Annotated in this window: 20 protein-coding genes; 11 read left to right on the plus strand and 9 right to left on the minus strand. The window is 70.3% G+C overall.

Annotated features, from left to right (window positions below; all coding sequences use genetic code 11):
- Window positions 1–52: 52 nt before the first annotated feature.
- Entirely contained in the window at window positions 53–922 is an 870-nt protein-coding gene (locus ABXJ56_RS01525; protein WP_353997983.1) for an EamA family transporter, read from the minus strand.
- 39 nt (window positions 923–961) lie between these two features.
- On the opposite strand from ABXJ56_RS01525, the gene ABXJ56_RS01530 reads away from it, so the two are divergent.
- Entirely contained in the window at window positions 962–1459 is a 498-nt protein-coding gene (locus tag ABXJ56_RS01530; RefSeq protein ID WP_353997984.1) for a MarR family winged helix-turn-helix transcriptional regulator, read from the plus strand.
- 138 nt (window positions 1460–1597) lie between these two features.
- On the opposite strand, the gene ABXJ56_RS01535 is transcribed toward ABXJ56_RS01530, so the two are convergent.
- The 4 genes from ABXJ56_RS01535 to ABXJ56_RS01550 all read right to left on the minus strand — a co-directional run bounded on the left by ABXJ56_RS01535 (window position 1598) and on the right by ABXJ56_RS01550 (window position 4726).
- Window positions 1598–2095: an HNH endonuclease gene (locus ABXJ56_RS01535; protein WP_353997985.1), complete on the minus strand. Its 498-nt coding sequence runs from the start codon at window positions 2093–2095 to the stop codon at window positions 1598–1600.
- 316 nt (window positions 2096–2411) lie between these two features.
- A complete protein-coding gene (locus ABXJ56_RS01540; RefSeq protein ID WP_353997986.1) occupies window positions 2412–3377 on the minus strand; it encodes a M23 family metallopeptidase in 966 nt (321 codons plus the stop codon).
- Between the two features lie 241 nt (window positions 3378–3618).
- Window positions 3619–3999, minus strand: coding sequence for a VOC family protein (locus ABXJ56_RS01545; RefSeq protein ID WP_353999941.1), 381 nt, complete (start codon window positions 3997–3999; stop codon window positions 3619–3621).
- 25 nt (window positions 4000–4024) lie between these two features.
- A complete protein-coding gene (locus ABXJ56_RS01550; protein WP_353997987.1) occupies window positions 4025–4726 on the minus strand; it encodes a metal-dependent transcriptional regulator in 702 nt (233 codons plus the stop codon).
- Between the two features lie 62 nt (window positions 4727–4788).
- Between ABXJ56_RS01550 and serC the strand changes: the two genes are divergently transcribed.
- Window positions 4789–5901: a phosphoserine transaminase gene (serC, locus tag ABXJ56_RS01555; protein ID WP_353997988.1), complete on the plus strand. Its 1113-nt coding sequence runs from the start codon at window positions 4789–4791 to the stop codon at window positions 5899–5901.
- 39 nt (window positions 5902–5940) lie between these two features.
- Here serC and ABXJ56_RS01560 read toward each other — a convergent pair whose 3' ends face one another.
- Entirely contained in the window at window positions 5941–6546 is a 606-nt protein-coding gene (locus ABXJ56_RS01560; RefSeq protein WP_353997989.1) for a DUF3027 domain-containing protein, read from the minus strand.
- Window positions 6530–6913, minus strand: coding sequence for a cold-shock protein (locus ABXJ56_RS01565; protein WP_301134998.1), 384 nt, complete (start codon window positions 6911–6913; stop codon window positions 6530–6532). The genes ABXJ56_RS01560 and ABXJ56_RS01565 overlap by 17 nt, the downstream gene beginning before the upstream one ends.
- A 139-nt stretch (window positions 6914–7052) precedes the next feature.
- On the opposite strand from ABXJ56_RS01565, the gene ABXJ56_RS01570 reads away from it, so the two are divergent.
- From ABXJ56_RS01570 to ABXJ56_RS01605, 8 genes are all read left to right on the plus strand, one after another.
- Window positions 7053–7319, plus strand: a complete 267-nt coding sequence (locus tag ABXJ56_RS01570; protein ID WP_353997990.1) for a multidrug ABC transporter ATPase — start codon at window positions 7053–7055, stop codon at window positions 7317–7319.
- Entirely contained in the window at window positions 7320–9053 is a 1734-nt protein-coding gene (locus tag ABXJ56_RS01575) for a helicase-associated domain-containing protein (RefSeq protein WP_353997991.1), read from the plus strand.
- Between the two features lie 59 nt (window positions 9054–9112).
- Window positions 9113–10774, plus strand: a complete 1662-nt coding sequence (locus tag ABXJ56_RS01580; protein WP_353997992.1) for a DNA repair helicase XPB — start codon at window positions 9113–9115, stop codon at window positions 10772–10774.
- A 108-nt stretch (window positions 10775–10882) separates the two neighbouring features.
- On the plus strand, window positions 10883–11575 hold the full coding sequence (locus tag ABXJ56_RS01585; RefSeq protein ID WP_353997993.1) for a response regulator transcription factor: 693 nt from the start codon (window positions 10883–10885) through the stop codon (window positions 11573–11575).
- Window positions 11576–11741: 166 nt separating this feature from the next.
- A complete protein-coding gene (locus ABXJ56_RS01590) occupies window positions 11742–13367 on the plus strand; it encodes a sensor histidine kinase (RefSeq protein WP_353997994.1) in 1626 nt (541 codons plus the stop codon).
- Window positions 13368–13437: 70 nt separating this feature from the next.
- A complete protein-coding gene (locus tag ABXJ56_RS01595) occupies window positions 13438–15168 on the plus strand; it encodes an AMP-binding protein (RefSeq protein ID WP_353997995.1) in 1731 nt (576 codons plus the stop codon).
- Entirely contained in the window at window positions 15165–16136 is a 972-nt protein-coding gene (locus ABXJ56_RS01600) for a bile acid:sodium symporter family protein (RefSeq protein WP_353997996.1), read from the plus strand. Before ABXJ56_RS01595 ends, ABXJ56_RS01600 begins: the two co-directional genes overlap by 4 nt.
- A complete protein-coding gene (locus ABXJ56_RS01605) occupies window positions 16136–16678 on the plus strand; it encodes a DUF1697 domain-containing protein (protein WP_353997997.1) in 543 nt (180 codons plus the stop codon). Before ABXJ56_RS01600 ends, ABXJ56_RS01605 begins: the two co-directional genes overlap by 1 nt.
- Here the strand turns inward: ABXJ56_RS01605 and ABXJ56_RS01610 are convergent, their stop codons facing one another.
- The gene (locus ABXJ56_RS01610) at window positions 16679–17350 is read right to left on the minus strand and encodes a DUF2461 domain-containing protein (protein ID WP_353997998.1); all 672 of its coding nucleotides are present in this window, start codon (window positions 17348–17350) and stop codon (window positions 16679–16681) included.
- Between the two features lie 149 nt (window positions 17351–17499).
- Between ABXJ56_RS01610 and ABXJ56_RS01615 the strand changes: the two genes are divergently transcribed.
- Window positions 17500–17787 carry a WXG100 family type VII secretion target gene (locus tag ABXJ56_RS01615; protein WP_053547920.1) on the plus strand — a complete coding sequence of 96 codons (288 nt, stop codon included), beginning with the start codon at window positions 17500–17502 and terminating at the stop codon, window positions 17785–17787.
- A gap of 75 nt (window positions 17788–17862) precedes the next feature.
- Here ABXJ56_RS01615 and groL read toward each other — a convergent pair whose 3' ends face one another.
- On the minus strand, window positions 17863–19482 hold the full coding sequence (gene groL, locus ABXJ56_RS01620; protein ID WP_353997999.1) for a chaperonin GroEL: 1620 nt from the start codon (window positions 19480–19482) through the stop codon (window positions 17863–17865).
- Window positions 19483–19614 lie beyond the last annotated feature (132 nt).

Here is a 19614-nt window from a genome sequence, read left to right on the forward strand (position 1 = left end):
CGCGCGAGGCGGCCGCGAGCGCCACCCGAGCGCGCGGATCACCCACCCCGCCTCACGGGGCACGGGTCGCGGCGCGCGCCGGCTGTGCGGCCAGCAGGATGCCACCGCCCACCAGCGCGACACCGACGGCCTGGGGCACGCCGAAGGCCTCGCCCGCCAGCGCGACCCCGAGGACGACGCCGGTGACGGGATTGAGCAGCCCCACCACGCCGACCGTGCCCGGCGGGAGGTGGCGGAGCCCCGTGAACCACGCCGCGAACGCGAGAGCGGTGGCGATGAGCGAGACGTACGCGAAGGCGAGCACCGTCGTCGCATCGAGCGGGGGCGGCGGCCCCTCGACGAGGATCGCCGCCGGCAGCAGCACGCTGGAGCCCGCGACGAGCTGCCACGCCGTCATGTGCAGAGCCGGGATGTCGCCGCCCCATCGCACCGTGAGGACAAACCCGATCGAGGAGGCCACCATCGCCCCGAGGGACGCCGCGATGCCCCACGGGTCCGCCGACCCCGGATCGGCACCCAGCATGATCGCGACCCCGACCAGCCCGACGAGAGCCCCCAGGGCCGCCGCCGGCGCGGGGCGGCGCCTCAGCAGCAGCCACGCGAAGAGCATCATGCACGCCGCCGAGGTCGACATCAACGTCGCGGCCAGGCTCGACGGCAGGCGCTGTCCCGCCACGTAGATGAGCACGAAGAACCCGCCGACGTTCAGGATGCCGAGCACCACCGCGCGCCACCACCACTGCCCCCGTGGCAGTGTGCGAGCGATCAGGAGGACGACGAGACCGGCGGGAAGGGCGCGGAACACCCCGCCCCAGAGCGGGGACTCCGCGGGCAGCAGGTTCCGGGTGACGACATACGTGCTCCCCCACGCGACAGGCGCGATCGCCGTCAGCAGGACCCACCGCCACGTTTTGTCTTCCATGGAAGATACAATAGCTTCCCGGGAAGATAACATGGGCGGATGGACGCCGAAGATCACGTCTCCGCCATCCAGGCCGACTGGCGACGGGAGCGCCCCGACCTCGACCCGTCGCCCCAGGGCGTCATCGGGCGCCTGCATCGCGTCGCACTCGCACTGACCGATCGTCTGGTCGAGGTCTACGCGCGGTTCGACCTCACCGAGCCGGAGTTCGACCTGCTCGCCACGCTCCGCCGCGCCGGCGCCCCCTATGAACGCCCCGCGGGTGAGCTCGCCGCGCACACGATGGTCACGACGGGCGGTCTCACCAAGCGCGTGGATCGCCTCGCCGCCCGAGGACTCGTCGACCGTCGCATCGAACCCGGCGACGGACGCCGACGGATGGTGCGGCTGACCCCCGAGGGCCTCGCGCTCATCGACGACGCGATCACGCAGCACCTCGCAAACGAGCACCGCCTCCTCGACGAGCTCGGCGCCGACGATGCGCGTGCGTTGGAACTCATCCTCACCCGCTGGCTGCGGATCCTGGACGCCGACTGATCGCACACGCGCACGGCCGCGGCATCCGTCTCCGGAGCCCTTCAGGTGGCGCTCGTCGCCGCCTCTGCGCGCGCGAGGGGGCCGCGAGCGCCACACGAACGCGCGGATGACGCCTGCGCCGCACAGGCAGGCGAAAGGTCAGGCGGCGAGGGCCAGGTACGGCTCCCAGCGGGGGTCCGAACGGTCGGTGCCGCGCACCATCCACTGCGGTCCGCGCGGCGGGCGCGGCACGACCCGCAGCTCCCACCCCATCTCCTGCGGCGTCCGGTCGCCCTTGACGTTGTTGCAGCGCAGGCAGCAGGCGACGAGGTTCTCCCACGAGTCCGCTCCCCCGCGCGAGCGCGGCAGGATGTGGTCGATCGTCGTGGCGCTCTTCTCGCAGTACCCGCAGCGCTGGGCGTCGCGGCGCAGCACGCCGCGGCGCGTGACGGGCACGTGGGTGCTGCCCGGGACGCGCACGTAGCGGGTGAGGATGATCACCGCCGGGCGTTCGTACGAGCCGGACGCCGCCCACACCGGTTCACCCTCCAGGCGTTCGACCACGGTCGCCTTGTCGTTCATCACGAGCACGAGGGCTCTCTTGAAGGACACCACCGCGAGCGGCTCGTATCCGGCGTTCAACACCAGTGTGCGCATTCGTCATCCTCTCGAACGTCCGGGACGGCTTCCCGGTGATTCGACCTGTCGACGTTCCCGATGCGCACGGGCATGAAAAAAGGCGCTGTCTCAGAGACAGCGCCTTGGCGCCACGGCAGTGCCGCGGAATCCGTTCATGCAATGCCGGAGGACGTGGCGTCCGAGCGCATCCATGGTGCGGATGCGTGGTGTGCGGTCCATCGGCTTCCCCTCCGCTTCGTGGAGCGTCGGGTTTCAGGGTAACCCACGCCACGACGCGCCGGCGCAGAGGCCGGTGAACGCGTCGTGGCGTGTCGACGAACGCTGACGGATGCCGTCAGCCGGCGTTGACCTGCAGCCACGCCCACGGGTCGACGACCGACCCGTTGATGTGCACCTCGAAGTGGAGGTGGTTGGCGGTGGAGCGCCCGGTGCTGCCGACGAGTCCGATCAGCTGACCGGCCTCGACGTACTGCCCGGCCTGCACCTGACGGCTGCCGTAGGTCATGTGACCGTAGACGGTGTTGACCTGCTGGCCGCCCACGACGTGGTCGATGGTGACGGCGACGCCGTAGCCGTAGTGGCTCTCGCTCGAGACGCGGACCACACCCGCGGCGGCGGCGTAGATGGGGGTCCCGCCGTCGGCGAGGAGGTCGACGCCCTGGTGGTAGCCGGAGTCCCCGAGGCCGCGACCCTTGGTGAAGGTGAGGAGCGGCCAGCGGACCTCGCCGGTTCCGGGCGAGGTGAGGCTGATGTTCATCGGCACGGAGGACGTCGACGAGGATGCCGCGGCGGCGGCCGCAGCGGCGGCGGCCTCGGCGCGGGCGACGGCGGCGGCCTCGGCCGCTTCCTTCGCCTTCTTCTCGTCGATCTCCTCCTGCGTGGTGGCCGAGTAGCTCTCGCGCTGGATCTGCGAGGCGCTGGCGTCGGAGGCGACGAGCAGCGACTGGGCGTTGTCGGCGGCGATCTGGTGCTGCGTGACCGCCTCCTCACTCTGCGGCATGGCGGCGAAGGCGGGGATCGCGGCGGTGGCGACAAGTCCGCCCACCATGCTGAGGATCACCATCGAGCGCAGCGGCTTCGTCACGCGGCTCGGGGCCTTGGGCGTCGTGCGGACTGGTGCGGTCGCAGCGGCCTTGCGCGCGGCGACCGCGGCGGCCTTGCGCTGGGCGACGGCGGACTTCCGCTGTGCGACAGCGGCGGTGCGACGGGCGGCAGGGGTCTCGGCCCTGCGGGAACGACGAGTGGGGGGCGTCGCCTCGGTTGGGTTCTCGCCCTCGGGCGAGGAATTCTCTTCAGCCAATAGTTCCTCCGGCGCCTCTGCGCCGGGGGGCGCTGGCTCGTCAGCACTCGGTGTCGGGGCACAGCGTGCGGGTCAGGGGCCTCGGAAACGACGAGCCAGGGAGGCAATTTCCGAGGAGTCCGACGGCGGGCTTGTCGCCTGTGGACGGTCCGAGGCTACCCGAAGGTAACGAATAAGTCACGTTCAGACGGTGGTCCGAGACGATTCCCAGGTGAGCGACATCTCCCCGCCCTGCGGGACATCAGGCGATACTCGACAGCTGGATGAGGTTGCCGCAGGTGTCATCGAGGACCACGGTCACCACGGGCCCCATCGACGTGGGCTTCTGGGTGAAGGAGACGCCGCGGTTCGACAGGTCCTCGAAGACGGCCGTGACATCGTCGACGGTGAAGGATGCCGCGGGGATGCCGTCGTCCGCCAGAGCAGCCGTGTACGCCTTCGCCGCAGGATGCTCATCCGGCTCGAGAAGCAGCTCCGGGCCGTCCGGCTGCCCGGGCCCCACGAGCGTCAGCCACCGGTGCTCACCGAGCGGGACATCGTTCTTCACGACGAAGCCGAGCTTGTCGGTGTAGAAGTCCAGCGCCTTCGCCTGATCGTCGACGAAGACGCTGGTGAGAGTGATGCGGGTTGATGCGAACGGAAAACAGTCAGGCGGGGTCGGCGACGAGGAAGATGTGCGACGCGACCTCGACGGGAAGCTCCAGGCCCTCGTCGGACCCGTCCATCTCGACCAGCACGTAGCCCTCGTTGAAGCGGAACGACCCCTGCGCGCCGGGCATCACACCGGCGCCCTTCAGCTGCTGCAGCAGCTCGGGGTCGACCTGCGCGGGCTCGGCGAGCCGGCGGACCGTGCCGGTGATCGGCTCCCCCGCCTCGTTCATGCGCTTGACGAGCCCGACGACGCCCTGCTCGAAGTTCTTCGCCGGGAGGTCGCCGAGCTGGTCGAGGCCCGGGATGGGGTTCCCGTACGGCGACTCGGTCGGGTGCCCGAGGAGCTCGACGAGGCGCCGCTCGACCTGCTCGCTCATCACGTGCTCCCACCGGCAGGCCTCCTCGTGGACGAACGCCCAGTCGAGGCCGATCACGTCCGACAGAAGCCGCTCCGCGAGGCGGTGCTTGCGCATGACGTCCACGGCCTTCTGACGGCCCGCGTCGGTGAGCTCGAGGCTGCGGGTGTCGGTGACGACGACGAGGCCGTCGCGCTCCATGCGTCCGATGGTCTGCGACACCGTCGGACCGGAGTGCCCGAGGCGTTCGGAGATGCGCGCGCGCAGAGGAACGATGTTCTCCTCCTCGAGTTCGAGGATGGTGCGCAGATACATCTCGGTGGTGTCGATGAGATCGGTCATATGTGGGGCATCCTTCGCCGTCCGAGCCGGTGAGGACAGCCTATCCACCCTAGAATCGACCCATGCCCCACGTCGTGCTCCCTCGCGAGATCCTGCCCACCGACGGCCGCTTCGGATGCGGTCCGGCCAAGGTGCGCGGCGCGCAGCTGGAGGCCCTGGTCGGCCCCGGCGCCGCGCTGCTGGGCACCTCGCACCGCCAGGCCCCCGTGAAGGACCTCGTCGGGCGCGTCCGCTCGGGGCTGCGCGAGCTCTTCCGCGCCCCCGAGGGATACGAGGTCATCCTCGGCAACGGCGGATCGACCGCATTCTGGGATGCCGCCGCGTTCGGCCTGATCGACACCCGCAGCCAGAACCTCGTCTTCGGCGAGTTCGGCGGCAAGTTCGCCGCCGCGGCGAAGACCCCGTGGCTCGAGGCGCCGGACGTCCGCAAAGCCGACCCGGGCACCCGCATCCTGCCCGAGGCCGTCGAAGGCGTCGACGTCTACGCATGGCCCCACAACGAGACCTCGACCGGCGTCAGCGCACCCGTCCAGCGCGTGCAGGGCGACAGCGGAGCGCTCACCGTCATCGACGCGACGAGCGCCGCCGGCGGCATCGATCTGTCGATGCACGAGGCGGACGTCTACTACTTCGCCCCCCAGAAGAACCTCGGCTCGGACGGCGGCCTGTGGATGGCGGTGGTCTCCCCCGCCGCCATCGAACGGATCGAGCGGATCGCCGCATCCGGCCGGTACATCCCCGAGTTCCTGAGCCTGAAGAACGCCCTCGACAACTCCCGGCTGAACCAGACGCTGAACACCCCGGCGCTCACGACGCTGTTCCTGCTCGAGCAGCAGGTGTCGTGGATCCTCGACAACGGGGGCCTGCAGTGGGCCGACGCCCGCACCCGCGAGTCGTCGTCGGCTCTCTACGAGTGGGCCGAGGCCTCCTCGGTCGCGACCCCGTTCGTGACGGATGCCGCCGACCGCTCGCCCGTGGTCGTCACCATCGACTTCGACCCGACGGTGGATGCCTCAGCGATCGCCTCCAGCCTTCGCCAGAACGGCATCGTCGACACCGAGCCGTACCGCAAGCTCGGTCGCAACCAGCTGCGGGTCGCGACGTTCGTCTCGATCGAGCCCGAGGACGTCCGTCAGCTCATCCGCTGCATCGACTACACGATCGAGCGTCTCTGACCGGACGGGGCTGAGCCCCGGACCGGCGAGGACCGTGGGTCAGTCCTCGTCGGACTCGTCTTCGTCCTCGTCGTCAGACTCGTCTTCGTCCTCGTCGTCCGAGTCCTCGTCGTCCGAGTCCTCGTCGTCCGAGTCCTCGTCGTCGTCCGCGAGTTCGTCGATGTCGACGCCGTCGACGTCGCCCGCGTGAAGGATGGGCGAGCCGTCGTCATCGAAGTCCGCGGCGTCGAGGTCGTCGACGTCGTCGAGATCGTCCTCGTCCTCCTCGTCGTCGTCCGACTCGTCGTCGCCGGCCTCCGCCGCGGCCTGCGCCGCGGCTTCCTGCGCCGCCTGGTATTCCGCAAGACGCTCGGCCCACGGCACCCACTCCGGCGCGAGCAGCGCGCCGTCGCCCGGGAGCAGTTCGACCTCGAGCACGGTGGGCTCGGCATCCTCGACCCGGGCGATGGTGACCGTCCAGAACCAGCCGGGGTACCCGGCGAGCCGGTTGTCGAAGCGGAGCGAGACGATACCGTCGCCCTCGGCGCGGTACCCCGCGGCGTCACCGACGGTGGATTCCGGGGTGATCTCCGCCAGTGCGGCGAGCGCCAGCTCCCGTGCGTCCAGGAGCGAGGGGTCGAACGGGATCTCAGGCGTCGAAGTCATCGGCGACCTTACGCAGCACCGCGGCGATCTTCTTGGCGTGGGCACCGCTGGGGTAGCGGCCGCGACGGAGGTCACCGCCGATGCCGTCGAGCAGCTTCACGAGGTCTTCGACGATGACGGCCATGTCGTCGGCGGGCTTGCGCGACCGCTTCGACAGGCTCACCGGCGCCTCGAGCACGCGTACCGAGAGCGCCTGCAGGCCGCGCTTGCCGTCGGCGACGCCGAACTCGAGGCGGGTGCCCTGCTTCGGCGACGGGGAACCGGCGGGAAGGGCCGAGGCGTGCAGGAAGACGTCCTGGCCGTCATCGGTGGTGATGAAGCCGAACCCCTTCTCGTCGTCGTAGAACCTGACCTTGCCGGTGGGCATCGAGACCTCGCTGAATCGGTGCCCGGCGTGCGGGCACGAGAGAACACGTGAAAGCGGGGCCGGTCGACCCCACCCTTCAGCCTACGGCACCGCCCGCCGCGCGACAGGACCGTCCGTCCACAGGAGTAGGGTGAAACCGATGAGCACGCGCACACCCGGGAACGATGTCCCGATCCGTCCGATCGACCGACTTCTGTCGTTCATGTCGCTGGGACTGCTGATCCTGTCGGTCGTGTGCTTCTTCGCGATCATGATCGGCTCCTCCTCGGGCGCCGACATGCAGTCCGGCGTCTGGCCCGCCGTCGCCTTCGTCCCGCTCTTCGGCCTGCCGATCGCCTTCCTCCTCCTTCTCGCCGTGCTCATCATGAGCTTCGTGCGGAGAGCCCGGGCCAACAGAGGCGACTGAGTGGTCTCCGACGAACGGGCCCTGGCGACGTGGCTGGCCGCCCGCAGTGACGACGATCTCGCCGTCATCCTCGCCGCACGCGGCGTCTCCCCCGCCGCCGGGTGGCGCGACTTCTTCGACGCCGCCGACGGTCTCCTTGACCCGATCTCCATCGATCGCGCGCTGACGAAGCTCCCCCGCTCGGCCCTGCTCGCCCTCGCCGATCCCGCGGGCGCTCCCGAGACCCCCGCTCTCTCCGAGACGCTCGCCCTCCGCGGCGACAGCGGATCCGTCTTCCCGTCGGTGACCGCCCGCGTGGCCGTCCTCGCCGAGACGACGCCGGAGGCCTTCACTGCGCTTCCGGATGCCGCGCCCCCGGTCTCGGGCGGCGAGGCGGAAGCGGCCGAGCGCGCCTTCACCGCGGCGGGCGCCCTCGCCGAGATCCTCGTGACCGCACGTCGCGCCCCGATCTCCCGCACGGGCGCGGGCCCCGTCAGCGCCCTGGATCGGCGACGGCTCCTCGAGGCCGACATCGTCGGATCCGCCGAGGAGCTCGACGACCTGCTCGCCGCCGCCGAGGACGCCGACCTCGTGGCCTCGGACGGCCGCGCCTTCACGATCACCGGCGCGGGCGAGCGCTGGCTGGAGTCGCCGACCCTGACGCGCTGGACCGCAGTGGTCGAGGGCTGGCGCGCGCGCCTCCCCGCCGGGCTCGCGACCGAGGCCGGCGACATCCTGCCGCCCGCGCACTGGGCGGGGGCGTACCCGCTCGACCGCGACTGGCCCGCCCGCGCCGCGCAGAGCCGCCGGATCGCCGTCCGCTGGGGGCTTCTCTCCGACGACGGCGGGATGCCGGAGTGGACGGCGCCGATCCTCGCGGGCGGGGAGACCTCCACCACGGCGATCGCCCCGCACCTTCCCGCCGAGATCGACCGCCTCTATCTCCAGGCCGACCTCACCGCCATCGCGCCGGGGCCGCTCGCCCCGGCCCTCGACATGCGCCTGCGCCGCATCGCGGTCCGCGAGTCGCGCGCGCAGGCCTCCACTTATCGCTTCACCCCGGAGAGCCTGGCGGCGGGCCTCACCGAGGGCGAGACGGCGGAGTCGATCCGCGCGTTCCTCGCGGAGATGTCGCTCACCGGCATCCCGCAGCCGTTGGACTACCTGGTGCAGTCGACCGCCGATCGACACGGGCTCGTCCGCGTGTCGACGGATGCCGCGGGCCTCACCCGCGTCGAGAGCGTCGACGCGGCGCTCGTCGACGCGATCTCGGTCGACCAGGCCCTCCGCCCGCTCGGCCTCGTCGCGGACGGCAGCGCCCTGCGCTCCCGCGCCGAGCGGAACGTGGTCTTCTGGGCGCTCGCGGACGCCCGATACCCCGTCGTCGCCGTCGACGCCCACGGCTCCCCCGAGTCGCTGCACCGCCGGGCCGCGCCCGTGCGGTCCGCCGTGACCGTCGCCCCGCACACGGCCTACGCGCCCCTGATCGCCACGCTCCGCGCCCGCCACTCCGACACCGGCGAGGGCGCGTGGCTCGAGCGCGAGCTCGACCAGGCCGTCCGCGCCAAGGCGACGCTGCTGGTGACCGTCCGCCTCCCCGATTCCAGCGAGCGCACCTTCACCCTGGAGGCGTCCGGTCTCGGCGGGGGACGCCTGCGGGGCCTCGACCGCGCCGCCGACATCGAGCGGACGCTGCCGATCTCGAGCATCGTCGCCGCCGTCCCCACCGACGCCGTGCCCTCCGGTCGCCGCTGACGCGGCATCCGTCCGCGGCGCGGAGGCGCACCGCCTCACCGCCGGTAGACTGGCACGTTATGGCTGACGGACCCCTCATCGTGCAGAGCGATCGCACCGTGCTGCTGGAAGTGGCGCACCCCGACGCCGAGACGGCGCGGCACGAACTCGCGATCTTCGCCGAGCTCGAGCGCGCACCCGAGCACATCCACACCTACCGCATCACGCGCCTGGGCCTGTGGAACGCCCGCGCCGCCGGTCACGAGGCCGACGACATGCTCGCGACCCTCGACAGGTTCTCGCGCTTCCCCGTGCCGCCGTCGGTGTCGATCGACATCCGCGAGACCGTCGGCCGATACGGCCGGCTCGTCATCGAGCGCACCCCGGTGGCCGAGGACGGCTCGGGCGGCGATCTCGTCCTCCGCTCGACGGATGCCGCGGTGCTGGCCGAGGTGTCGAAGAACAAGCGCATCCAGCCGCTGCTGATCGGCCACCCGACCCCGGACTCGTTCCTCGTCGACGCGTGGGCGCGCGGGCAGATCAAGCAGGAGCTTCTGAAGATCGGCTGGCCCGCCGAGGATCTCGCCGGCTACACCCCCGGCACCCCGCACCCCATCGACCTCGCCGAGACGGGGTGGGAGCTGCGGCCCTACCAGCGCCACGCCGTGGACACCTTCCGCGAGGGCGGCTCGGGCGTCGTGGTCCTCCCCTGCGGCGCCGGGAAGACCCTCGTCGGCGCCGGCGCGATGGCCGAGACGAAGACGACCACCCTCATCCTCGTCACCAACACCGTCAGCGCCCGGCAGTGGCGCGACGAGCTCCTCAAGCGCACGAGTCTCACCCCCGAGGAGATCGGGGAGTACTCCGGGGCGTCGAAGGAGATCAAGCCGGTCACCATCGCGACGTACCAGATCCTCACCGCGAAGCGGAAGGGCGAGTACGCCCACCTCGCCCTCCTCGACGCGCTGGACTGGGGCCTCATCGTCTACGACGAGGTGCACCTCCTCCCCGCCCCGGTGTTCAAGCTCACCGCCGATCTGCAAGCGCGCCGCCGCCTGGGCCTCACCGCGACGCTCGTGCGCGAGGACGGGCGCGAGGGCGACGTGTTCAGCCTCATCGGCCCCAAGCGCTTCGACGCCCCGTGGAAGGAGATCGAGGCGCAGGGTTTCATCTCCCCCGCCGTCTGCTACGAGGTGCGCGTGGACCTGCCGGTCGACGACCGGCTCGAGTACGCCGCGTCCGCCGACGAGGAGCGCTACCGCCTCGCCGCGACCGCGCCCGCGAAGATCGACGTCGTGCGCAGCCTCGTCGACCGCCACGCCGGCGAGCGCATCCTCATCATCGGGCAGTACCTCGACCAGATCGACGTCCTCGCCGAGGCGCTGAACGCCCCGAAGATCACCGGCCAGACCCCCGTCGACGAGCGGTCGGAGCTCTACCAGGCGTTCCGCGAGGGCGAGATCTCGGCCCTCGTGGTCAGCAAGGTCGCGAACTTCTCGATCGACCTCCCCGAGGCATCCGTCGCCATCCAGGTGTCCGGATCGTTCGGGTCGCGCCAGGAGGAGGCCCAGCGTCTGGGCCGGCTGCTGCGCCCGAAGCAGTCCGGGCACACCGCCAGCTTCTACACGCTCATCGCGCGCGACACGGTCGATCAGGACTACGCGCAGAACCGCCAGCGCTTCCTCGCCGAGCAGGGCTACGCGTACACGATCATTGACGCCGAGACCCTCAGCGCCGCCTGAATCCGGCATCCGCCCCACCTGAGCGGATCATCGGCGTTCGCTATGCGCGAGGCGCCGTACCGGCCGATATCCAGACACGACGGGCAAAGCCTGACAATAATGGGCCGTATGACCGCACCGCGCATCCTCGTCGTGGACGACGAGCCGAACATCCGCGACCTGCTCATCCAGAGCCTCCGCTTCGCGGGGTACCAGGTCAGGGCCGTCGGCAACGGCGCCCAGACGATCTCGGCCGTCCTGGAGGAGGAACCCGACCTCATCGTCCTCGACGTCATGCTGCCCGACATGAATGGGTTCAGCGTGACCAAGCGCCTCCGCGGCGCCGGATACACCGCACCGATCCTGTTCCTCACCGCCAAGGACGAGACCGAGGACAAGATCACCGGCCTCAACGCCGGCGGCGACGACTACGTCACCAAGCCCTTCAGCCTCGACGAGATCGTCGCGCGCATCCAGGCGATCCTCCGCCGCACGATGCAGGCCGACGAGGAGTCGGTCATCCGCGCGGGCGAGCTGACCATGGATCAGGACACCCACGATGTGCAGGTCGGCGAGGTCAGCATCGACCTCAGCCCCACCGAGTTCAAGCTGCTGCGCTATCTGATGCTGAACCCCAACCGTGTGCTCAGCAAGGCGCAGATCCTCGACCACGTGTGGGAGTACGACTTCAACGGCGACGCCGGCATCGTGGAGAGCTACATCTCCTACCTGCGCCGCAAGATCGACCCGCACTCGTCCGAGCCGCTCATCCAGACCAAGCGCGGCTTCGGCTACATGCTGAAGGCCGGCAAGGCGGCCTGAGCCCCGCCGCCGCGCCGTCCGCCCGCTCCCCCCTCGAAGGAACCCCCTGTCCAGCCACCCGGATGCCGTCACCCGCTGGTGGCGCGGCACGAGCCTCCGCGCGAAGGTCACGGGAGTCACCGTCGCCCTGCTCGTCGTCGGGCTCTTCGCCGCCGGGATCGGCACGATGGCCTTCCTCCGGGAGAGCCTCGTCACGAGCGTGAAGACGCAGCTGACCCAGCTGGCGGCCACCGACGTCACCAGCCCGCTGTTCCAGATCACGGTGGAGGACGGCGTCCCCACGTTCACGCGGCGCGCGGCGACGCCGGCGGCCACGACCTATTTCGTGGCGATCTACGACGCCGACGGCGTGCTGCAGTCCACCGCCGGCGGGGGCGGCCTGGTCGAGCCGGACTTCCCGAGCGAATTCACCCTCGACGACACCTACCGGAACCTCTCCGAGCCCTTCACACTGAAGAACACCGACGGCGGCCCGTCCTACCTCGCCGGCGTCGGGTTCATCGAGATCAGCGGCGTCCGCGACAGCTACACCCAGATGGTCGTGCAGCCCCTCGCGCCGACGAACGCGGTCGTGGCCAACTACGTCGCGATCTACAGCATCCTCGCCTTCATCATCATCATCGGCGGCGCGGTGCTCACCCGCGCCCTCGTGACCCTCACGTTCCGCAGCCTCGGGCAGGTCGAAGCCACCGCCGACGCGATCGCCGCGGGAGACCTCAGCCTCCGCATGACCGACGTCGAACCGCGCACGACCGAGGTCGGGCGCCTCAAGGCCGCCCTCAACGCGATGCTGAGCCGCGTGGACGGGGCCCTGGCGCAGCGCGACTCGACGGTGCAGCAGATGCGTCGGTTCATCGGCGACGCCAGCCACGAGCTGCGGACGCCGCTGGTGACGGTCCGCGGCTACGCGGAGCTCTACCGCATGGGCGCGATCCGCGGCGACGAGGACATCGCGCAGTCGATGGAGCGGATCGAGAAGGAGGCGATCCGCATGGGTCTCCTCGTCGAGGATCTCCTCGCCCTCGCGCGCCTGGACGAGCGCCGCGACGTGGTCATCACCGACGTCGACCTCCGCCCGATCGCCCGGGATGCCGCGCTCGACGTCCGCGCGGCCGCCCCGTCGCGACCGATCGCGGTGCTCGACACCACCGTGGAGGCGCCCCCGACGGCGCCCATCACCCGGCCCGTGCTCGAGACCGACACCGGCAAGCGCGGGATCGACGCACCGGCGCGGACGGGCGCCCTCTCGCGCCTGCGTCGCCGACCGAAGCCGAACGCCGCGGCATCCGCCTCGCCCGCGGAAGAGCTCACCCACGCCCCCGCCGCCGGCATCGCCCCCGTCGTCCGCGGCGACGAGAACAAGATCCGTCAGGTCGTGACGAACCTCCTCGGCAACGCCCGCCGCTTCACCCCCGAGACCTCCCCCATCGAGCTGCGCCTCGGGGTGGACGCCGAGCGCGATCTCGGCTGGATCGAGATCATCGACCACGGCGAGGGCATCCCCGACCAGATCAAGGACAAGATCTTCCAGCGCTTCTGGCGCGCCGACACCTCTCGCACCCGCGAGACCGGCGGCAGCGGTCTGGGCCTGTCCATCGTCGCGTCGATCGTGGAGGCGTTCCACGGATCCGTGGACGTCCGCGACACGCCCGGGGGCGGCGCGACGTTCCGGGTCGGGTTCCCGCTGTCGCAGAAGCGGGATGCCGCCGAGCAGCTCGACCGCGACACGCAGCCGATCGATCCCCTGCCGGAGACGATCCCTCCACCCTCCGCGGGCGTCCGACTAAGCTGAACCCCACACACCAGCGTCGGTGTGCGGGTCGACGGATGTCGGCCGTCGTCCTCGCCCGAAGGATTCCGAGATGACTTCCCGTCCCTGGCTCGAGCACTATCCGGAGGGCGTCGCGGCCGATCTCGGCGCCCTCGCCTTCGACCACCTCCCGGCGATGGTCCGTCACGCCGCGTCCGAGTACGCCGCCACCACGGCATTCACCCAGTGCATGCCCAACGGCATGAACGGCTCGCTCAGCTACGCCCAGGTCGAGGCCCTCTCCGACGACTTCGCCGCGTATCTCCGCGAGGTCGTGGGCCTCGCCCAGGGCGACCGCGTCGCCGTGCAGATGCCGAACTGCCTGAGCTACCCGGTGGTGGCGTTCGGGGTGTTCAAGGCCGGCTGCGTCCTGGTCAACACCAACCCGCTGTACACGGCATCCGAGATGACGAAGCAGTTCGCCGACTCCGGCGCGAAGGCGCTCGTCGTGATCGACATGTTCGCCGATCGTCTTCCCGAGGTCATCCCGGCCACCGGCATCGAGACGGTCGTGACGGTGCGGATCGCGGAGTTCTTCCCGCCGATCATCGCCGGCGTCATCCGCATGGTGCAGAAGGTCTGGAACCGCTCGCTGCCGCCCGTCACCGTCGCGCACACCGGGCTCCAGACCGCGCTCGCGGAAGGGCGGAAGCGCAAGAGTGACAGCGCAGCAGCGGGATACCTCGCCGGCATCGGCCCGGACTCGCTCGCGGCCCTCCAGTACACCGGCGGAACGACCGGGGTCGCCAAGGGCGCGATGCTCTCGCACGGCAACCTCGTCGCCAACACCCTGCAGATGGTCACGATGTGCGGCACGCACATGCGCGCCGGCGTCGAGGTGGTCCTCACCGCGCTCCCGCTGTACCACGTGTTCGCCTTCACGGTGAATCTGCTCGGCTTCTACCACCTCGGCGCCCGCAACATCCTCGTCCCCTCGCCGCGCCCGCCCAGCAACCTCAAACGCGCGTTCGAGAACTACAGGATCACGTGGCTGACCGGGGTCAACACCCTCTTCAACGCCCTCCTCAACGAGCGCTGGTTCGTCGACAGCCCGCCCCGGCACCTGCGCGCCTCGGCCGCGGGCGGCATGGCGCTGCACGAATCGGTGGCCGTCCGGTGGCGGGAGGCCACGGGCACCCCGATCGTCGAGGGCTACGGCCTCACCGAGTCGTCCCCGGTCCTGACGTTCAACCCGCTGGGCGGACAGGGCAAGGACGGCTCCATCGGCATCCCGGTCCCGTCCACCGACGTCCGCTGCGTCGACGAGAACGGCGTCGAGGCGGCCGTCGGCACACCCGGTGAGCTGCTCGCGCGGGGGCCGCAGATCATGCTCGGCTATTGGCAGCGCCCCGATGAGACGGCCGCGACCCTCACCGACGGGTGGCTCCGCACCGGCGACATCGCCCAGATGGACGACGAGGGCTACTTCTCCGTCGTCGACCGCAAGAAGGACATGATCCTCGTCAGCGGGTTCAACGTGTACCCGAACGAGATCGAGGAGTGCATCGCCGCGATGCCCGGCGTCACCGAGGTCGGCGTGGTCGGGATCCTCGACGACACCACCGGCGAAGCCGTCCGCGCCTACATCGTCGCCGAGAATCCCCCACCGACGGATGCCGAGGTCATCGCGCACTGCCGGCAGACGCTCGCCGGCTACAAGGTGCCGAAGTCGGTGCGGTTCGTCGACGAGCTCCCCAAGAGCCCGATCGGGAAGATCCTCCGCCGGGAGCTCCGCGATTCCGTCACCGCCACGATCCGCTCCCAGCCGGAGGACCGGTCATGAACGCGCTCCTGGTCCTGGCGTCCACGACGCCGCCCGCCGTGAACGAGCAGGACGTCGTCACCCCCTTCGAGCAGGTGCTGCTGGTCGGCCTCGTCTTCGTGATCATGTTCGGCCTGGGCGCGGGCCTCACTCCGCGCGACTTCAAGCTCGCCCTCCGCCGCCCCTACGGCCTCATCATCGGACTCGTGACGCAGTTCGGCATCATGCCGCTGCTGGCCTACCTGCTCGTCGTGCTGGTGCTCTTCCAGCTCCCCCGCGAGTACGCGATCCCGGTCGCGATCGGGGCGCTGCTGATGGGGTGCGTGCCGGCGGGGACGACGTCCAACATCTTCACCTACTTCTCCAAGGGCAACCTCGCCCTCAGCGTCATCATGACGACCAATTCGACGCTGTGGGCGCTGATCCTCACCCCGCTGATGCTCGCGCTCTACGGGTCGTTCATCTTCACCGAGGGCGCCGACCTCCAGATCCCGATCACGAACATCGTCGTGACGCTCGCGACGCTGCTGATCCCGGTTGTGGCGGGCATGCTCGTGCGGCGGTTCAGCGCGAACATCGGCGCGGTGCTCGAGCTCCTCGGCGGGTTCTTCGGGCTGTTCTTCATCGTGTTCCTCATGGCCACGTGGGTTCCCCGCAACTGGGCGCTCCTCACGGCGACACCCTGGCAGACCTACCTCGTGGCGATCGGCCTGGGGCTCTTCGGCATCGCGATCGCCTATGGGCTCGCACGCGCCATCCGTCTGCACCCGAGCAACGCCCGCACGATCGGCCTGGAGACCGGCATCCAGAACGGGCCTCTGGCGATCGCGATCGTCCTGCTGACGTTCGCGGGCAGCCCTGACATCGGGCTGATCCTCATCGTCCCTGCGCTGTACTCGCTGTTCATCGTGATCGTGTCCACGTTCGTCACCCTGTGGTTCCGCCGCGCGAATCTCGCCGAGGAGCAGAAGATCCCGAACCTCCTCTGATGGCCGGCGCGGTCGCCCTGCTGCGCGGAATCAACGTCGGCGGCAGGAACCTCATCCGGATGCCGGAGCTGCAGGCCGCGTTCCGCGACGCGGGCTACCTCGACGTGCGCACGTACATTCAGAGCGGCAACGTGCTCTTCGCCACGGACGCCGTCGCCGGCGCCGCGCTCGAGGACGGCGTGGAGCGCGTCCTGGAGGAGCGCTTCGGCAACGCGATCCTGGCCGTCGTCCGCTCGCGCGACGAACTCGCCGCCATCGTCGACGCCGCCCCGGCGGGACACGGTGACCCCGACCTGCGCAGCGACGTGCTGTTTCTGAAGGATCCGGCGGCCGTGCCGGATCTTCTCGCCGCGATCCCCGAGTTGGACCCCGAGGTCGATCGGGTCTCACCCGGGCCCGGGGTGCTCTACTTCTCCCGTGTGGCGGCCCGCGCGAGTTCCTCGCGGCTCACGCGGATCATCGGGATGCCGATCTACACGCGCCTCACGATCCGGAACTGGAACACCACGACACGGGTCCTGGCGCTCCTCGACGGCGCCTGATCATCCGCGTCGACCGGGGCGCTCGCGGTCGGGTCGGATGAGCAGGTCCCCGAGGTTCTGGGCGAGCCATCCGTTCCACATGCCCACCCCGCGCCAGGCGTCGCTGACGATGTCGAACACCTCCGGGCCCCACATCCAGTCCGCGAGCGGCTCGGTGCGTCCGACCGCGAGGTGCTTCAGCCGCAGCAGGCCGATCCGCGGGTGGTCGACCGGATACCCCCGCGGGGCCGTGCGCAGGGCGTCCTCGCTCATCGGCACGAGGTCGTCCTCGGCGAGTGCGGCGAGCAGCCCCTCCACCTCGGGGCCGCGGCGGTCGTCGTCGACGAGCTCGCGGAAGCGGGCCAGCGCCGCGGGCGGGACGTCGTACGCACCCCCGCCGACGAGCATCCCGGACGCCGAGAGCTGCAGGTAGAACGCGACCGGCGCGAGGGACACCATGCCGATGTGGAGCTTGTACGGCGACTTGTCGGCGCTGAAGCGGACGTCGCGGTTCGGCCGGAAGATCTTCAGCTGCCCGAACTCCGGCTCGAGCTCGGCCGCGAGCGCCTCGAACGGACCGCGGACGACCGCGTCGTAGCGCGCCTTGTGCGCGAGCCACCACTCGCGGGTGTTGTCGGCCGCGAGCTCGTCATAGAAGCGCGGGGCGTCGGGGTCCAGTCCGTCGAAGGCCATGACGCCGATCGTATCCGCGCGCGCGAACGCTCGCCCCTCCTCCCCAGACGGCGGACGCCGGCGCCCTCTGCACAGGTGAGGGAACGCTCCGCGCGCGGCGTGCGGGCCGACCTAGCCTGAGGCTCTTCCCACGACAGAAGGAGAACTCCATGGCCGTCTTCGCCGTCGACAGCGACGCCGTCATCGCCCAGTCCGCCGCCGTGCGCGGCACCATCGAACGCCTCCAGGCGGAGTCGACCGCCATGATGGCGCAGCTGACGAACCTGCAGTCCACGTGGACCGGATCCGCCGCCGTCGCCTTCCACGGCGCCGCCGAGCAGTGGCGGGTCACCCAGCGCCACGTCGAAGAGGCGCTCGCGGGCATCAGCGCCGCGCTCGGCGCCGCGGGTCGGCAGTACGCCGAGACCGAGATGGCGACGGCCGGCCTGTTCCGCTGACACGCAGAAGCGCCCCTCCCGAAGGAGGGGCGCTTCTGTCAGACGGCTATAGCGTTCTGATTCAGCGAAGCTGGATCAGAAGTCCATCCCACCGGTCGGGTCGCCCGCGGGAGCGGCGACCTTCTCCGGCTTGTCGGCGACGACGGCCTCGGTGGTGAGGAACAGGCCGGCGATGGACGCGGCGTTCTGCAGCGCCGAGCGGGTGACCTTGGCCGGGTCGATGATGCCCTGTGCGAACAGGTCACCGTACTCGCCCGTGGCGGCGTTCAGGCCGTGGCCAGCCGGCAGGTCCGCGACCTTGTTGGCCACGACACCGGGCTCGAGACCGGCGTTCAGCGCGATCTGCTTGAGCGGGGCCTCGATCGCGACGCGCACGATGTTCGCGCCGGTCGCCTCGTCACCGGTCAGCTCGAGGCTGTCCAGCGCCTTCTTGCCCGACTGGATGAGCGCGACGCCACCACCGGGGACGATGCCCTCTTCGACGGCCGCCTTCGCGTTGCGGACGGCGTCCTCGATGCGGTGCTTGCGCTCCTTGAGCTCGACCTCGGTCGCAGCCCCGGCCTTGATGACGGCGACGCCGCCGGCGAGCTTCGCGAGGCGCTCCTGGAGCTTCTCGCGGTCGTAGTCGCTGTCGGTGTTGTCGATCTCGCGGCGGATCTGGGTGACACGACCCTCGATCTGGCCGGCGTCGCCGGCCCCCTCGACGATGGTGGTCTCGTCCTTGGTGATGATGACCTTGCGGGCACGACCGAGGAGGTCCAGCGTCGCGTTCTCGAGCTTGAGGCCGACCTCTTCGGTGATGACCTGGCCGCCGGTGAGGATCGCGATGTCCTGCAGCTGCGCCTTGCGACGGTCGCCGAAGCCGGGGGCCTTGACGGCCGCCGACTTGAAGATGCCGCGGATCTTGTTCAGCACCAGGGTCGCGAGGGCTTCGCCCTCGACGTCCTCGGCGATGATGAGGAGCTCCTTGCCGTCCTGGATCACCTTGTCGACGATCGGCAGAAGGTCCTTGATGTTCGAGATCTTCTGGTTGGCGATCAGGATGTAGGGGTCTTCGAAGACCGCTTCCTGGCGCTCGGGGTCGGTGACGAAGTAGGGGTTCAGGTAGCCCTTGTCGAAGCGCATGCCCTCGGTGAGCTCGAGCTCGGTGCCGAAGGTGTTGGACTCCTCGACGGTGACGACACCCTCCTTGCCGACCTTGTCGATCGCCTCGGCGATGAGCTGGCCGATCTCGGGGTCGGCGGCGGAGATCGACGCGGTAGCGGCGATCTGCTCCTTCGACTCGACCTCCTTGGCGCCGTCGAGAAGCTCGGCGGTGATGGCCGCGACGGCCTTCTCGATGCCGCGCTTGAGGCTGATGGGGTCGGCGCCGGCGGCGACGTTGCGCAGGCCCTCGCGGACCAGCGCCTGAGCGAGCACCGTGGCGGTGGTGGTTCCGTCACCGGCGACGTCGTCGGTCTTCTTGGCGACCTCCTTGACGAGCTCCGCGCCGATCTTCTCGTACGGGTCGTCCAGCTCGATCTCCTTGGCGATCGAGACGCCGTCGTTCGTGATCGTGGGGGCGCCCCACTTCTTCTCGAGAACGACGTTGCGGCCGCGGGGGCCCAGGGTGACCTTGACCGCGTCGGCCAGGATGTTCAGGCCGCGCTCGAGGCCACGACGGGCCTCCTCATCGAAAGCGATGATCTTTGCCATGTGGGTTTCGTCCTCCCAGGACGGTGGCTTACGGATTTAGCACTCAACGAAGCGGAGTGCTAAATCATTCTGGCACTCGACCCCCTCGAGTGCAAGCCACCGGTCCGGGCGTCGCCACACGGCGTCACAGGA

Origin of the sequence: Microbacterium aurantiacum, from assembly GCF_040532595.1 — a bacterium.
Lineage (GTDB): Bacteria > Actinomycetota > Actinomycetes > Actinomycetales > Microbacteriaceae > Microbacterium > Microbacterium chocolatum_B.

Coding starts and splice junctions, on each gene's coding strand:
- ABXJ56_RS01525 (WP_353997983.1), bottom strand. CDS start 922: ATGGAAGACAAAACGTGGCGGTGGGTCCTGCTGACGGCGATCGCGCCT.
- ABXJ56_RS01530 (WP_353997984.1), top strand. CDS start 962: ATGGACGCCGAAGATCACGTCTCCGCCATCCAGGCCGACTGGCGACGG.
- ABXJ56_RS01535 (WP_353997985.1), bottom strand. CDS start 2,095: ATGCGCACACTGGTGTTGAACGCCGGATACGAGCCGCTCGCGGTGGTG.
- ABXJ56_RS01550 (WP_353997987.1), bottom strand. CDS start 4,726: ATGACCGATCTCATCGACACCACCGAGATGTATCTGCGCACCATCCTC.
- serC (WP_353997988.1), top strand. CDS start 4,789: ATGCCCCACGTCGTGCTCCCTCGCGAGATCCTGCCCACCGACGGCCGC.
- ABXJ56_RS01560 (WP_353997989.1), bottom strand. CDS start 6,546: ATGACTTCGACGCCTGAGATCCCGTTCGACCCCTCGCTCCTGGACGCA.
- ABXJ56_RS01565 (WP_301134998.1), bottom strand. CDS start 6,913: ATGCCCACCGGCAAGGTCAGGTTCTACGACGACGAGAAGGGGTTCGGC.
- ABXJ56_RS01570 (WP_353997990.1), top strand. CDS start 7,053: ATGAGCACGCGCACACCCGGGAACGATGTCCCGATCCGTCCGATCGAC.
- ABXJ56_RS01580 (WP_353997992.1), top strand. CDS start 9,113: ATGGCTGACGGACCCCTCATCGTGCAGAGCGATCGCACCGTGCTGCTG.
- ABXJ56_RS01585 (WP_353997993.1), top strand. CDS start 10,883: ATGACCGCACCGCGCATCCTCGTCGTGGACGACGAGCCGAACATCCGC.
- ABXJ56_RS01590 (WP_353997994.1), top strand. CDS start 11,742: ATGGCCTTCCTCCGGGAGAGCCTCGTCACGAGCGTGAAGACGCAGCTG.
- ABXJ56_RS01595 (WP_353997995.1), top strand. CDS start 13,438: ATGACTTCCCGTCCCTGGCTCGAGCACTATCCGGAGGGCGTCGCGGCC.
- ABXJ56_RS01600 (WP_353997996.1), top strand. CDS start 15,165: ATGAACGCGCTCCTGGTCCTGGCGTCCACGACGCCGCCCGCCGTGAAC.
- ABXJ56_RS01605 (WP_353997997.1), top strand. CDS start 16,136: ATGGCCGGCGCGGTCGCCCTGCTGCGCGGAATCAACGTCGGCGGCAGG.
- ABXJ56_RS01610 (WP_353997998.1), bottom strand. CDS start 17,350: ATGGCCTTCGACGGACTGGACCCCGACGCCCCGCGCTTCTATGACGAG.
- ABXJ56_RS01615 (WP_053547920.1), top strand. CDS start 17,500: ATGGCCGTCTTCGCCGTCGACAGCGACGCCGTCATCGCCCAGTCCGCC.
- groL (WP_353997999.1), bottom strand. CDS start 19,482: ATGGCAAAGATCATCGCTTTCGATGAGGAGGCCCGTCGTGGCCTCGAG.